Origin of the sequence: Terracoccus luteus (genome assembly GCF_003635045.1) — a bacterium.
Classification (GTDB): domain Bacteria; phylum Actinomycetota; class Actinomycetes; order Actinomycetales; family Dermatophilaceae; genus Terracoccus; species Terracoccus luteus.
This window is the reverse complement of the sequence record NZ_RBXT01000001.1, coordinates 744,226-759,011: the sequence shown is the minus strand read 5'-3', so window position 1 is coordinate 759,011 and position 14,786 is coordinate 744,226. Positions and strand designations below refer to the sequence as shown.

Genomic DNA, 14,786 nt, shown 5'->3' with positions numbered 1-14,786 from the left:
AGAAGACCTCCTGGTCATCGCGTCGGATACCGACGACGGGAGCGGGCGGGCGACCGTCATCGCGGCGCTGGTGCCACGCCTCGGCGAGATTAACACCGCGATAACAAACGCCCGGTGGCCCTGAAGTGGCGCTTTGGTGACACACCACTGGGGCAGACTTGGCCCCATGCCGACACCCTCGTCGCCTCACGTCGCGCTGCGCTGCGACGCGTCCCCGCGCATCGGTGTCGGTCACCTCGTGCGCTGCCTCGCCCTCGCCGACGGGCTGCTGGCCCGGGGGTGGTCGGTGACGCTCGTCGGATCGGTCACCGGCATCCCGTGGGTCGAGGACGAGGTGGGCGGGCGCGGCATCCAGACCCTCGACGCCCCGGACGACCCCGGAACCCTCGCAGCCCTGCTTGACGAGATCGGTTGCGCCGCAATTGTTCTCGACGGGTACCATCTCGACCGCGGCACCGGTGCCGCGCTGCGCTCACGTGGCACGGTCGTGCTCGCCGTCGTCGACGGGACGTGGGGGGCGGACCAGGAGGCGGACCTCTACCTCGACCAGAACCTCGACGCCGGGCCCGTCGACGGCCCGCAGGTGCCGCCCGAAGCAGGGCAGCTGCTCGGCCTGCCCCACGTGCTCTTCCGCGACTCGGTGCTCGACCAGCGACGCCACCGCCCGGAGGCGACCGGTCGCCCGCCGCGGGTGCTCACCGTCTTCGGCGGCACCGACGCGCAGGGGGCGGCCCCGGTCGTCGTTCCGCTCGTGCTCGCCACCGGCATGCCGGTGCACGTCGTCGCGATCGCCGCGACCGACGACCTCGCCATCGCCCTGCGCCAGCTCGCGGATGCCGGGTCGCTCGCCGCGGGTGCGCACCTCGAGGTGCGCTCCCCCACCCCCGACCTCGCCGCCCTGGCCGCCGGCTGTGACCTCGTCGTCACCGCGGCCGGGACGTCGGTGTGGGAGCTGCTCTGCCTCGGCGCGCCCGCGGCGCTCGTGCGCGTCGCCGAGAACCAGCGGGTCGGCTACGACGCGGTCATGGGCCGTGACGTCGCCGTCGGGCTCGGCTCCCTCGACGACCTCCGGGACGACGAGGCCGCGCGCGAGCACGCCGTGGCCACCCTGCGCGAGGCGCTGTCCGACCCCGTGGGCGCCCGCCGTCGCGCCGACGCCGGGCAGGCGCTCGTCGACGGCCGGGGCCGCGACCGCGTCGTCGAGGCGCTCGAGCGGGCCGTCGCCGCGCGGGGAGCCGCGGCATGAGGACACGCGTCGTCATCCAGTCGCGGCTCAACAGCTCGCGCCTGCCGGGCAAGGCGATGCTCGACGTCGGGGGCATGCCGCTCGTCGAGCTCGTCGCCCGTCGCGCCGCCCGCAGCGGTCACGAGGTCGTCGTCGCGACGAGCGTCGAGCGCTACGACGACCGCATCGCCGCCCACCTCACCGCCCGGGGCGTCGAGGTCGTGCGCGGGTCGCTCGACGACGTGCTCGGTCGCTTCGTCACCGCCACCCGGTCGCTCGACCCCGGCGACCGCGTCGTGCGTCTCACGGGTGACAACCCGGTGGCCGACGCCGACCTCGTCGACGAGCTGCTGGCCGCGATGGACGCGTCGGGCCACCGCTACGGCCGCGTCGACATCGACCGGGTGCCCGAGGGGCTCGGGGCCGAGGCGTTCACCGTCGACGACCTGCGCCGGGCCGACCGCGAGGCCGTCGACGGGTACGACCGCGAGCACGTGACCCCCTGGCTGCGACGCACGCTCGGCGAGCTGCTCTTCGTGCCGTCCCGCTCACCGGGCGACGTGCTCGCCCACCGGGCGACCGTCGACACCCTCGGCGACTACGTGCGGGTGTGCGACCTCTTCGAGCGGGTCGACGACCCGGTGGGCGTGGCCTGGGCCGACCTCATGGACGCCCTCGCCGCCCGCGTCGACGCCGCCGGCCCCCGCACTCCCCACGTCTCGACGGCTGTCGGGGTCGTGTCACGCGTCGTGCCCTCGTCGCGCCGGTTCACCGAGCGGCCCGCCGGCACCGGGCCGGCCGTGTGGGCCGAGGGGCTGCGGTCGCTCGTCGGCGACGCGGTCGACCTCGGGGTGACCCACCTCGACACGGGGCCGGGCGACGTCGAGCTGCTGCGCGTCAGCACCGACCCCGCCCTGACGCGACGCGCGGCCGTCGTCGCCCGCGTCGCGCCCGCCGGCGACACGGCCCTCGCCCTCGAGGCCGCCGTCGAGCGGGTGCTCGCGGGGCTCGGTCGCCGCGGACCCGTCGTGCTCGTCGTCGACCGGATGCCGTCGGGGCCGGCGTGGCGACGCGCCCGCGCCTACGTCGACGAGGGGGTCGCGACCGCGCTGGGCGTCGTCGCCCACGACGCCGCCGCGGTGGCGTCCGCGGCGCGGACACCGGAGGTGACCTGGGTCGAGGTGCACCTGCCCGCGCCGGACGCCGACGCCACCGGCTCGCTCGAGGTGTTGCACGACCGTGGCGCCGTGCTCGCCCAGCCGTGGCGCCGCGGCGACGCCGTGCGGCCCTGGGCGACGTGCCTGCTCGTCGAGGAGCCGTCGGGCGACGCCGTCCGCGAGGCGGTCGCCGCCTTCACCGCAGCCACCACCCCCTGACCGGGCTTCCCGGCGAACACACCGAGCAATGCGCAGGTGCGCGTGTTGCAACCCGCGGAACAGCGCACTGCTCGGTGTGTTCGCCGAGCCGGTCGGGCGCTGGGACGCCGAGCGGGCGCGGGCCGGTCGGGGGTGGGTCAGCTGAGGCCGGCGATGTGCTCGATGAGCCCGGTCGTCGACACCGACGGCGTGCGCGGCAGGTAGACCACCTCGCACACGTCGCCGACCCAGTCGAAGCGGCCCTTCCAGTCGTCGCCCATGACGAGCACGTCGGCGCCGTGCTCGACGATGTAGTCGCGCTTCTTCTCGAGCGACTCCTCGACGAAGACCTCGTCGACGACGGCGAGGCTGGCGATGATCTCGAGGCGCTCGTCCTGGTTGAAGACCGGGGCGCGCCCCTTCTTCGCGATGTTGAGGGCGTCGGCCGACACCCCCACGACGAGCCGGTCGCCGAGCTCTGCCGCACGCTTGAGCACCCGCACGTGACCGACGTGGAAGACGTCGAAGGTGCCGAAGGTGATGACGGTGCGCTCGGGCACGGGGCCTCCTGGGCGTCGCGGGTCGCTGCTGGCTCGCCGACCCTGGGCGCCGCGTCGGCGAGAGTTCGTGCGATGTGCACCGTGACGTTACCGAACGCCGGATGCCGGGGTCACATCAGCGCCGCACGGTGACCGACCCGGGTCGGCTCAGTCCAGACGCGAGCTGGCCAGCACGGCGGCCAGGTGGCCGAGCGCGGTGACCACCGCCAGCGGCACCATGACGACGACGAGGAACCGCGACCCGACGAGGTCACCGTGCACGGCATCCACGACGGCGGCGACGAGCACGAGCAGCGAGGCCTCGATGGCGATGAACGCACGGAAGAAGGGCAGGTAGGCCAGCGACGACCGCAGCCGCGCCATGCCGGAGGACTTCGGTCGGGCGGTGTCGACGACGTCGGCGAGGACGGGGCGACCCGACTTGGCCCGCGCGACGTGCATGAGGTCGGTGAACGACTTGTTGAGCAGCACGAGCACGGCGACGAGCAGCCCGACGGCGGTCCACCCGTCGACGCGGCGCGGGTCGGACCAGTCCCAGCCGCCGGCGCGCATGCCGAGGAAGACCGGGATGGCCGCCTCCGTCACGTAGTGGCCGATGCGGTCGAGGTAGATGCCCGTGGGCGAGAAGCGCTGGCGCCAGCGGGCCACCTCGCCGTCGGAGCAGTCGAAGAGGATCTGCAGCTGCATCGCGACGACGCACACGACCGCCCCCACGAGACCGGGGACGAGCAGCGCCACGGCCCCGCCGAGACCGATGACGATCATGAGGGTCGTCACGCCGTTGGCCGAGATGCCGGTCGGCAGCAGCAGCCGGGTGAGGTGGATCGAGAGGTGGCGCAGGTAGAGCGCCCCGGCCCAGTGCTCGGCGTTGTAGCGGGCGATGTGCTCGGGCGGCTGCACGACCGCCTTCAGCTGCGCCAGGGTCGGCCGGTCGTCGGTGGGGTCGTGAGCGACGTCCACGTGTGCTCCTCGCGAGATCGGTTCAGTGGGAGTCGCGCTGACGCCTCGCCGTCGGCCGCCAAGAGTAGCGCGACTCCGCCACCCAGCAGACCAGCAGCAGCGGCGCGCCGACCACGAAGAGCGTGACGGGGTGCAGGCCCAGCGCCCACCAGGCCACGACGAGCAGCGTCCGGCCCTCGGCCCCCAGGGTCAGCCGGGCCACCCAGGGCGCCGGCCCCCGGCCGGTCGAACGGATGCGGTACGTCGTGTCGTAGAGGTGCCAGGCCACCGCGCCGATCCACGCGTAGCCGGCCCACTGCTGCCACGGGGGCAGCCCGGCCGTGACCGCCAGCACGACGGCGCCCTCCCCGGCCGCGATCGCCCCGGGGAGCAGCCACCCGAGCCGCGAACGGGCCGCAGCGGCACAGCCCGGCCCGAGCAGGATGCCGGCCACGACCACCGCGACCACGGCCAGGGCCGTCGAGGTCCCGCCCGCCGAACCGCCCACCCCGCCCGACGCGACCGACCCGCCCCACCCGACGGCGAGGGCGGCGACGGCGGACAGAGCCACGGCCGCCCAGGCCGCGGCCACGGGCGCTCGCACGGTGTCGGCCAGCCTGTGGGCCACGGGTCCGAGGTCCGTCAGCCCGACCAGGGCGGGGTCCGGTCGCGCGGGGTCGAACCCGTCGCGCCCGCGCAGCGCCCGGACGGTACGCCCGACGTGGGTCCACGCGAGGGCGACCGCGACCGCGACGGCGAGGACGACGAGGAGCAGGGTCGGGCTCCCCGTCAGCAGCCCGACCGACATGATGAGGTAGCGCTCCGCGATCGGCACGTGCAGGACCTGCTTGACGGTGCGGGTCCAGCGCGCCCGGCCGGTGACCGGTCGGGGAACGGTGTGCGGACGGTCGGCGGCCCCGCCGTCGCCGGGGTCGGTGAGCGGCATCCGGGCGCCGGCTCGGGCGGCCCCGGCGCGCAGACGCGCGTGGTAGGCGTAGTCCTCCACCTGACGGATCGTCAGGACGGTGACGAGCGCGATGGCCAGCCACCAGAGGTCGTGGCCGTGGCGCACCGCGACCGTGGTCACCGTCGCTATGACCGCGAACTCCTTGACGCGGTCGCTCACCCCGTCGAGCCAGGCGCCCAACGGGCTGTACGACCGGGTGAACCGGGCGATCTCGCCGTCGACGCAGTCGACGACGAGCGAGAGCTGCAGCAGCACGGCCGCGAGCGCGAAGCACCACCAGGAGTCGACGAGCACGAGCGCGGCGGCGGCGAGCCCGACGGACAGGCTGACGGCCGTGACGGCGTTGGGGCGCCAGTCGTGTCGCAGGCCGACGGCGGTGAGCCGGCGTGACACGGGGCGGACGACGGCCTTGGAGAAGGCGCCGTCGTCCCCGCGGGACGAGCTGCGCAGCCGCTGCTCCCACCCGGAGCCGGACGCCGTCGCCACCGGGACCCCCGAGCGGCTCACCGAGTAGAGCCCCAGGGGCAGAGCGGCGACGGGCAGCCCCCCTCGCACGAGCGCCAGAAGGGCGAGGTCGACGGTGGTCGCGTCGCCGACGCCGTCGGAGGGCAGCTGGCGGGCCGCGGCTCGCCAGAGGGCGGCGGCGCGCGGTCGGTCGCCGGCCGCCACCCGCACGAGACCGACGCCGAAGGCGGTCGGGTCGCTGACCGAGTGCACCCGGCTCGCGGACGACTCGATGCGCCCGGTGCGGGACACCCGGACCGGGGTGAGCACGGCCCGTCCGTCGTCGGTGGCGACCTCGCCGGGCTCCAACGTCACCGCGCCCGTCACGTCCCGGGGACCGTCCACGACGTCGAGGAGGGCGACGGGGCCCACCTCGAGGTCCGCGGCGCCCACCAGCAGCGGCGAGTCGGAGGTCTCGTCCGCGGCATCCGCCAGTCGCTCCAGCGCGGACGTCACGTGCGACGTGGACGTCGCGGCCGGTGTGCGCCCCCGGGTCGCGTCCCCGGAGAGCGTCGATGCGAAGACCGTGGTCACGGCCACGTCGAGCTCGCCCAGCGACCGCTCGAGGACGGAGACCGGAGGCCGGCCGCCACGACCCCAGGCATCGTCGTCGGCACCACTGGAGGCACCACTGGAGGCGTCACTGGCGGCGTCACTGGGGGCAGTGTCGTGCACGAGCACGGCCGTCCGTGGCCGGCGCGGGTGGCGCAGCGACCTCGCCGCGGCACTGCCGACGAGCGGTGGCTCGCCCAGCCTCACGAGTCGTCGGACTCGTGGTGGTACTGCTCCAGCATCTCGGTGATGGAGCCGTCGCCGGCCAGCCGTCCCGACCTGAGGTAGAGGCCTCGCTCGGCGAAGCGCTTGAGGTCCGGCTCGCTGTGCGACACGAGGAAGAGGGTCTTCCCGCCGGCCAGCATGTTCTCCATCCGCGCGTAGCAGCGCTCGCGGAAGGCGCGGTCCCCCACGGCCAGCACCTCGTCGACGAGCACCACGGGCTGGTCGATGGTGGTGATGAGGCCGAAGGCCAGCCGCACCTTCATGCCCGAGGAGTAGTGCCGGAAGGACTGGTCCATCGCGTCCCTGACCTGGGGCCCGGCGAAGTCGACGATCTCGTCGTAGCGCTCGTCGATCTGCCGCTTGCTCAGGCCGTGCAGGCCGGCGGCGAGGTAGACGTTGTCACGCCCCGAGAGCTCGCCGAGGAAGCCTCCCGTCAGCTCGATGAGCGGCGCCACGCCCCCGCGCACCTTCACGGCGCCCTCGTCGGGGATGAGGGTGCCGGCGATCATCTTGAGCAGCGTGCTCTTGCCACCGCCGTTGCCGCCGATGAGCCCGACGGCCTCGCCCTTCGCCACGGTGAACGACACGTCCTTGAGGGCCCAGAACGTGTCCCGGGGCGCGGTGTTGCGCCGCTTGAAGACGATCTCGCGCAGGGACATCTGCCGGCGCCGGCTGCGGAAGAACTCCACCCCGAGGTTCTTCGCCTCGATGACCGGCTGCATCAGATCTCCTTGAGCACGGCGGACTCGAGCCGGCGGAAGACGATCGTGCCGACCACCAGGGTCAGGAGGGTGATGACGCCGGACGAGATGATCGCCGGGAGGTTGAGCTCCTCGGGGAAGAACCCGGCGCGGTACATCTCGAGGATGCCGGCCATGGGGTTGAGCAGCAGCACCGTCTGCAGCGCCGGCGGGGCGGCGTGGGCTCCGTAGATGATCGGGGTGGCGTAGAAGCCCATGCGCAGCAGGATGCGCACGATGCGCGGCATGTCGCTGAAGATCACCGCGACGGGGGCGAGCAGCAGGCCCAGGCCCACGAGCAGGAGGGCCTGCATGACGATGGCGACCGGTACGAGCGCGATCCGGTAGTGGATGGTCGTGTCACCGCGCAGGACGAAGTAGATCGCGAACCCCGCCAGGACCGGGAGGGAGAGCACGAACTCGATGCCCTTGGCGAGGACCACACGCACGACCCACAGGGGCCGTGGAAGGTTCGTGGAGCGCACGAGTCGGGCCTCGGCGAGCAGGGCCCGCGACGTCTCGTTGACCGACGAGTTGAACCACTGCCAGGCCAGCACCCCGATGATGATGAAGAGCACGTACGGCTCGTAGCCCACGCTGGAGCGCTTGAAGATGTAGCTGAAGACGACGAAGTAGATCATCGCCATGGCGAGCGGGTCGATGATCGTCCAGAGGTAGCCCACGGCGCTCTGGGCGTAGCGGACCCGGAGGTCGCGGCGGACGAGGGTGTCGAGCACCTGCCTGTGCCTGATGACACCTCGCAGCTGAGGCAGCAAGATCATCGACCCGGGCCCACTTTCTCGTGCGGAGGACAGGGGCGGTGGCCGTGCCGGCCCACGCGCGCTGGCCAAGTGTAGGTGCTCTGCATCCGGCGTCGCTCCCGCCACCCGACCGCGCTGCTCACGAGCCGGTGCGCCCCGCCAGGGCGGCGGTCATGGCCCGTGACACCTCGGGCAGCAGGGTCAGCGAGAACGTCCGGGTCATGTGGCCGTGGTCGAAGTAGGTGATGAGGCCGCCGAGCACGGCCGGGCACGACCCGTCGCGACACAGCAGGTCGGTGACGTCGAGTCTCGAGACCATCCCACCCGCCATCGCCTCCGCGGCGTCGCTGAGCGGGTCGGGCTCCAGACCCGCGGTCCCGTTGAACGTCGTGCTCGTGGCGCAGCGCCCGAGGTTCTCGCGGTACCGGGCCACGCAGTCGGGGACGCTCTGGGCCGCGCCCGGCGTGTCACGGATGACGAGCACGGCGGACCCGGCCGCGGTGAACGTCTTCATGACACGGGAGTAGGACGCCTGCGCGACCGCGGTCTTGCGGGCGGCCGAGACGCCGGCCAGGGGCTGCAGGGTGCGGTCGGACATGACGACGAGGTCGTACCTGCCCTTCGTGATCCGGTCGCGGGCCCACCGGTTGAACGCGGAGCAGTTGTCCTGGAGCGCGGTCGTCGAGAACGAGACCGTGACGTCGACCGAGTAGCACTCGGACGCGATGTAGGTGTCGACCCGCCAGCCCTTCGCCTTCGCCTCGGCGAGGATGGGCGGCGCCCACTGGCCCGCGTGCGAGTTGCCGTACAGGGCGACCGTGGTCGTGGCGTCCGCGGGCCCGTAGGAGCAGACCTTGCGACGCGTGAACGGACGGTTGTTCCAGCAGTCGTCGGCGTAGACCTCGGGCTTGTCGTCAGCGGCCCGGACCGGCTCCGTCAGCAGCTCGACCTGTCGGCCCGCGCAGGACGCGGTGCGGAGGTAGTCGGCACCGACGCACGGCGCGGAGCTGTCGATGACGACGGCCTGGGCCTGCGCCGTCGAGCGGTTCACCTGCCATAGCGAGATGCCGCCGAACCCGATCGAGACCGCGAGGCAGGCGGCGAGCAGCACGAACGAGCGCCGGGTGCTCCTCGCGATGCGCGGGGTGAAGCGCATGAGGTCCTCGACCCAGCGCTTCGACAGCGCCGAGACGACGAGCACCCCGGCGATGATGACGAGCTTGTGCACCCACGTCACGCGGTCGGTGCCGAGGGCGAAGGGGGCGATGACGACCGCCGGCCAGTGCCAGAGGTAGACGGAGTAGGAGACGTCGCCGAGCCACTGCACCGGCCGCCACGACCACAGGGGGTAGGGCCCGCCACGCAGCCCGTCCGACGACGCCGCGATGACGGCCGCGGTGCCCAGCGTCGGGACCAGGGCGGCGACCCCCGGGAAGGGGGTGGCGGCGGTGAAGGTCCACGCCGACCACAGGATGCCGGCCAGACCGCCCCACACGAGGGCGAGGCGGACGCCGTTGGACCGGAGCCGCAGGCCGGCGTGCAGGGCAGCGGCGAGGGTGGCCCCCACGCCGAGCTCCCACACGCGGGTGGTCGAGACGAAGTAGGCCTGGGCCGGGTCCTCCCCCGTGAACCAGGCCGAGAAGCCGAGGGAGGCCAGCGTGATGGTCCCCACGACGGCGAGCGGGGGGAACCGGAACGCGCGGCCGAGGCGGCGGCTGACGAGGAAGGCCACCCCCAGCAGCACGGGCCACACGATGTAGAACTGCTCCTCCACCGACAGCGACCAGTAGTGCTGGGTGGGTGAGTGCAGCTGGTCCGTCGCGAGATAGTCGGTGGAGGTGAGGGCCAGCAGCCAGTTCTCGGCGTAGACCGCCGAGGCGATGACCTCCTGGGAGATGCGGGCCAGGACCGTCTGCGGCAGCCACACGAGGCTGGCGGCGAGCGTCACGACGAGGACGAGGGTGGCGGCCGGGATGAGCCGGCGCACCCGTCGGGCCCAGAACTCGAGCAGGGCGCGGGTGCCGTCGATCGGGCGGTGCAGCAGGTGCGTGGTGATGAGGTAGCCGGAGATGACGAAGAAGACGTCGACCCCGACGTACCCGCCGGTCAGCCGGGCCGGCCAGAAGTGGTAGAGCACGACGATGGCCACGGCGACGGCCCGGAGGGCCTGGACGTCCTTGCGCGGGCCCGAGCCGGCGGACCTCGTCGACGCCGTCGACCGGGTCGCGGCACCTCCGGGAGCCCCGGTGACGACCGTGGCCGTACCGTCGGTAGTGACCAAGGGAGCGCTCCAAGCCGTGATCGTGCGGGTGCGGGTGCCCAGCACGGTGAACAAAATAGCAACAGTGACGCGGCGGCCGGCGGCGGCGCCACGCCGCACGGAAGCCTACGCTGTCGACAGCCACCCACCGTCACAGGAAACCCATCGTGCAGACCCCCGCTCCCCTCCTGACCGTCGTCTGCAACGTCTTCGACGACGCCGAACGCCTGCCCCGGGCCGTCGCCTCGGCCCTGGCCGGCTGGACCACCTCCGACATCGAGGTCGTCGTCGTGGACGACGGGTCGGACGACGACACCGGTGAGGTGGCGGACCGGCTGGCCGCCGCGGACGGTCGCGTCCGCGTCATCCACCTCGACCGCAACGACGGTACGCCGGGTGCCGCCCGCAACCGGGGTCTCGACGCCGCCCGCGGGGAGTGGGTCGCCTTCGTCGACAGCGACGACGAGTACCTGCCCGGCGCCCTGCGCCGACTGGTGGACCGCGGGCGCGAGCAGGGCGCCGACGTCGTCGCCGGGGCGGTCGCGCGGTACAACGAACGCACGGGGCAGGTGACACCCCTGCAGGCCACCGGCTACACCCGAGGCGCCGAGAGCACCGGGGGAACCGACGACGCCGAGGGCACCGGCGGCGTCCTCGGGTCGCTCGGGCCCGACTCGCCCCTGTGGGACGACACGATCGCCGTGGCCAAGGCCATCCGTGTCGACCTCGTGCGGCGCCACCGCCTCCGCTTCCCCGAGGGGATCCTCTACGAGGACCAGCCGTTCACCGTCGCCCTGTGGCTGGGTGCGCGGCGGGTCGCCACCCTCGACGAGGTCGTCTACCACTGGTTCGTCAACAACGTGGAGGGCAGCGAGTCGATCACGGCCCGGCGCCACGCCATCGAGAACTTCCATGACCGACTCGCGGCGAACCGGGAGATCGACGCGCTGCTCGAGGCCCACCCCGACCTCCGGGCGCCGAAGCTCGAGAAGTTCCTCGGTCACGACCTCGCCCTCTACGGCAAGGACCTCGACACCCGCGACGAGGAGTACCGCGCCGCCTTCGTCACCGCGGCGCGTGGCTACCTGCTCGGGTTGCCGGCCACGGCCCGTGAGGGACTGCCGCAGCCGCTGCGGCTGCTCGTCCGCGAGCTCGTCGACGGTCCGCCCGACAGCGCCGTGGCGGCATCCCTCTTCGCGTACCGCAGGCGCCACCTCGAGCGGCCCCTCGCGCGCCGCGCGGGTGGGTGGTGGTGGCCCTACCGCCCGGCGTCGGAGGCGACCGCCGACCACGACCTGACCGCCTTCGTCGCGGCCCTCCACGCCGGCGGCAGACGACTTCGTACCGTGACGGCCACCGCCGTCCGGCCCGTCGGGTCGACGCTGCGCCTCGCCGGCACTGTCGTCGACGGCGACGACTCCCTCGGCCACTTCGCGCGGGTCAGCGCCCTGGTGCGTGACCGCCGGTCCAAGGCGACGGTGGGGCGGGCGTCCACCCGGGTGCGCGCCCACGGGCGGTTCGAGGTGGGCCTCGACCTGCCGGAGCCCGACACCGCTCCCGGGAGCGTGACGACGTGGGACGTGAAGGTCACGTTCGAGAACGTCCTCGGCCGCCGCGGGGCGCCGTCGGTGGCGGGGCCCCTGCCCGTGGAGGTGGCGGCGTCGGTCACGCCGGCGGAACCCGTCAACGGTCTGCTTCCCTACCGCACCCGCAACGGCAACCTCTCCCTGCGAACCGTCCCGGCCGTGCCGGTCGCCGCGCCGACCGCCCAGCCGGCCGCGGCGGGCACGACCGACGCCGAGCGGGAATCAGGCTCGGCGCGCCCCGAGGGGACGCGCCCCTGAGCCGTGGGCTCAGTCGCCGGCCGACACCTCGCCGAGGTCGGCCATGTCGTCGTCCGGGGCGGGGACGTCGTCCGCACGCCGCGCACGGGAGACGGGTGTACCCGCATCGTCGTCGACGGGTGGCAGGCTCTGCTTGGGCGCGGGCCGACCCAGCTCCTCGATGGCCTCGGTGACCCGGGCACAGCACCGGCCGTCCCGGTTCGGGAAGGTCCGGTCGATCCGGTCCTGGAACTGCGGCCGGGACGTGTAGCCGTTCTCGGCGATGTCGCCGACGGCGGCCACCGCGGCGTCGACGTCCGAGACCACCGGACCGAACCCGTCACGGGGATAGGTGAAGTAGCCGGCGCGACCGACGTGCCCACCGGACTCCACGCGCTCGGCGTCGAACTGGAAGTAGACGACCGGGCGGTCCATGTAGGCGGCGTTGAAGGCCATCGAGGAGTAGTCGGTGACGAGCACGGCGGCCCGGGCGAAGTACTCCTGGACGTCGTTGCCGTCGAACGAGAGCCGGACCACCGACTCGGGCAGCTGCATGTCGTCGAGCGCCGGCTGGATGTTCGGGTGGGGGAGGAAGGCGATCCTCTTGCCGGTGCGGGCGGCCAGGTCGGACAGCTCCCGGCTGCCGAGGAAGGCGGTCCACTGCTGGACGTACTCGGTGTCGAAGAAGTGGCGGTCGATGACCCGTCGCTGGCTGCCGGCCTGGAGCGGCGGGACGAGCCAGTTGCGCCACGTCGGCGCGACGAGGATGAGGTCGCACCCGTCTCCGCTGAACTGCTTCGCCTTCGCGTGCAGGCGGTCGAAGCGAGGCAGGCCCGTCAGCTGGACCTCCTTCGCGGTGAACACGTAGGGCGAGCCATCCCCCGCGATCGAGTCGTACTCGGCGGAGGTGGAGGTGACGAAGAGGTCGATCTGCTTCGGGTTGAGCCAGCGCGAGAGGTCGTCCTTGATGACACCGTGCTGGAGGAAGCTGAACTTCCACCTCGGCGCCGCGTGCTTGAGGATCGCCGGCGGCTTCTGGATGGGGGCGTCGATGTGCGAGGAGATGAGGTGGGTCGCGTTGAGCATGAGCAGCTTCCACTCGAGCGAACCGTGCGCGACCAGACGCTTGCCGTAGCCGTCCGCCTTGAGGCGCTTCCAGTCGGGGGTGTCCTTCTCGAGGGTGAACCACGCGTTGACGTCGGGGCGGTTGTCGCGGAGCCAGCGGAACAGGATCTCGCCGGAGTCGTTGGCGTCGTGGATCCGGTCCATGAGCACCCAGGACCGGCGGAACCGCTGCCGCACCGGCCCGCGGCCCGCCAGCACACGCACCGGGTCGACCTTGAGTCGCTTGATGGACGCCCGGCGGCCCGGACCGAGGCGGCGTCGGAAGCGGTTGACGATGGCGCGCGCGCCCAGGACGCGGGTCTTGGGGCCGCGCCAGCCGGCGATGATCTCCATGCGCGCGCCGTCGAGCCGCACCTCGACGCTGCTGCGCGAGTCGACCCACATGATGCGTTCCCACATGGCGACGTCGCCGAAGAACGAGATCGCCCGGTGCTTGCCGTACTGCGGGGCGCGCTCGCGACCCCGCGAGAGCACGGACTCCTTCGGCGCCTCCCCGATGTACCGGTAGAGCACCCGCACCTGCTTCTTGGTGCGGTCGTAGCGGTCGAGGATGACGTAGGGCGTGTGCCACGACGTCCCCCGGAACCCGTGCAGGATGAGATCGCGCCAGTGCGGCATGAGCTTGCGGATGGCGAACGCGTCGACGACGTCCTCGTCGAGCAGGTCGCAGATCTGGCCCAGGACGTCCCGGAAGGACTCCCCCAGGCTGCCCCCGATCGCGGACGCGGAGTTGCCCATCGCGTCCTCCGACGAGAAGTACCAGGACAGCTCGTAGAGGATGACGTGCTGCACCCACATGGGTACCCGGCCGCCGTCGCGCGCGGCCTCGCGCAGCAGCGCGAGGTAGCCGTCGCGAGGCACCGTGGAGTACCGGCCCGTGACGGAGATCCCCGTCTGCAGGGTCGAGCTCTGGTCGCTGCGCTTGCGGTAGAAGTAGCGGGCCGACCCGATGAACCCCGTGGTGCGGTGCGGGGCCCTCAACAGGTAGCGGACGGCGAAGTCACCGTCCTCGAAGTTGGGCCGGAGCTCGGCGTTGAACCTGAGGTCCCCGACGGTCTCGCGACGCATGAAGGAGGTGGTCGAGCTGCCGGGGATGTACGCCGTCGCCACGTCGAGGTCGATGAGGCGGTCCCCCTCGTACATCTTCCAGCGCGGATGCCGGGCGAACGCACCGGTGCTCTCGTTGTGCAGCACGACGTTGGCCGAGAGGAACTGGACGTCCGGGTGCTCGGCCGCGAAGTCGGCCATCGACTGGAAGAAGTCGGGGCCCAGCGTGTCGTCGGGGTCGGTGAAGGTGACCCACTCGCCGGTCGCGTGCTCGAGACCGCGGTTGCGGGCCGACGCCTGGCCGCCGTTCTCCTGGTGCAGGACGACGACCTGGCTGCGGGCGCGACCCGCCCACTCCTCGAGCACGGCCCGCGAGTCGTCGGTCGACCCGTCGTCGACGAAGACGACCTGCACCCGGCTCATGTCGAACGTCTGCTTCTCGAGCGAGTCGAGGTACTCCTGGAGGTAGCGCGACACGTTGTAGACGGCGGACACGACCGAGAAGAGCGGAACGGCATCCTCGTCGACGAGTGATGTCGTGGTGGCGGTCTCCGTCACGTGTCACACCTTCCTGCACAACCCTGGGCCGGCCCCTCGGTCGAGGGTCGTCACAACCGTTGGGGAAGCCTATCGGGCGCACCGCGAGGGCCGGACGCCCCCGTAGGGGTGCCGTGGCTCGCTGGAACGGTCCGGGGAAACGCGG

10 protein-coding genes are annotated in these 14,786 nt (G+C 72.7%); 3 read left to right on the top strand and 7 right to left on the bottom strand.

The window, feature by feature from the left end:
- The first annotated feature begins 166 nt into the window (after positions 1-166).
- Both DFJ68_RS03530 and DFJ68_RS03525 read left to right on the top strand, forming a co-directional pair.
- The gene (locus tag DFJ68_RS03530; RefSeq protein ID WP_121031067.1) at positions 167-1,246 is read left to right on the top strand and encodes a PseG/SpsG family protein; all 1,080 of its coding nucleotides are present in this window, start codon (positions 167-169) and stop codon (positions 1,244-1,246) included.
- A complete protein-coding gene (locus DFJ68_RS03525) occupies positions 1,243-2,601 on the top strand; it encodes a cytidylyltransferase domain-containing protein (protein WP_121031065.1) in 1,359 nt (452 codons plus the stop codon). Before DFJ68_RS03530 ends, DFJ68_RS03525 begins: the two co-directional genes overlap by 4 nt.
- 137 nt (positions 2,602-2,738) lie before the next feature.
- Here the strand turns inward: DFJ68_RS03525 and DFJ68_RS03520 are convergent, their stop codons facing one another.
- The 6 genes from DFJ68_RS03520 to DFJ68_RS03495 all read right to left on the bottom strand — a co-directional run bounded on the left by DFJ68_RS03520 (position 2,739) and on the right by DFJ68_RS03495 (position 10,109).
- Entirely contained in the window at positions 2,739-3,140 is a 402-nt protein-coding gene (locus tag DFJ68_RS03520) for an FAD synthase family protein (protein ID WP_121031063.1), read from the bottom strand.
- 147 nt (positions 3,141-3,287) lie between these two features.
- Positions 3,288-4,100 (bottom strand): CDP-alcohol phosphatidyltransferase family protein, encoded by an 813-nt coding sequence (locus tag DFJ68_RS03515; protein WP_121031061.1) that lies wholly within the window; start codon positions 4,098-4,100, stop codon positions 3,288-3,290.
- A gap of 22 nt (positions 4,101-4,122) precedes the next feature.
- Positions 4,123-6,006 (bottom strand): DUF5941 domain-containing protein, encoded by a 1,884-nt coding sequence (locus DFJ68_RS03510; protein WP_147431505.1) that lies wholly within the window; start codon positions 6,004-6,006, stop codon positions 4,123-4,125.
- Between the two features lie 299 nt (positions 6,007-6,305).
- On the bottom strand, positions 6,306-7,049 hold the full coding sequence (locus DFJ68_RS03505) for an ABC transporter ATP-binding protein (protein ID WP_121031057.1): 744 nt from the start codon (positions 7,047-7,049) through the stop codon (positions 6,306-6,308).
- Positions 7,049-7,804, bottom strand: a complete 756-nt coding sequence (locus tag DFJ68_RS03500; RefSeq protein ID WP_245963436.1) for an ABC transporter permease — start codon at positions 7,802-7,804, stop codon at positions 7,049-7,051. Before DFJ68_RS03500 ends, DFJ68_RS03505 begins: the two co-directional genes overlap by 1 nt.
- A gap of 163 nt (positions 7,805-7,967) precedes the next feature.
- Positions 7,968-10,109: an acyltransferase family protein gene (locus DFJ68_RS03495; RefSeq protein WP_121031053.1), complete on the bottom strand. Its 2,142-nt coding sequence runs from the start codon at positions 10,107-10,109 to the stop codon at positions 7,968-7,970.
- Positions 10,110-10,255: 146 nt separating this feature from the next.
- Between DFJ68_RS03495 and DFJ68_RS03490 the strand changes: the two genes are divergently transcribed.
- Entirely contained in the window at positions 10,256-11,932 is a 1,677-nt protein-coding gene (locus tag DFJ68_RS03490) for a glycosyltransferase family 2 protein (protein WP_170165693.1), read from the top strand.
- Between the two features lie 9 nt (positions 11,933-11,941).
- Here the strand turns inward: DFJ68_RS03490 and DFJ68_RS03485 are convergent, their stop codons facing one another.
- Positions 11,942-14,641: a bifunctional glycosyltransferase/CDP-glycerol:glycerophosphate glycerophosphotransferase gene (locus tag DFJ68_RS03485; RefSeq protein WP_121031049.1), complete on the bottom strand. Its 2,700-nt coding sequence runs from the start codon at positions 14,639-14,641 to the stop codon at positions 11,942-11,944.
- Positions 14,642-14,786: the final 145 nt, after the last annotated feature.

Excerpts from the sequence above, each read along its gene's own strand:
- DFJ68_RS03530 (WP_121031067.1), top strand. The coding sequence starts at position 167 with ATGCCGACACCCTCGTCGCCTCACGTCGCGCTGCGCTGCGACGCGTCC.
- DFJ68_RS03525 (WP_121031065.1), top strand. The coding sequence starts at position 1,243 with ATGAGGACACGCGTCGTCATCCAGTCGCGGCTCAACAGCTCGCGCCTG.
- DFJ68_RS03505 (WP_121031057.1), bottom strand. The coding sequence starts at position 7,049 with ATGCAGCCGGTCATCGAGGCGAAGAACCTCGGGGTGGAGTTCTTCCGC.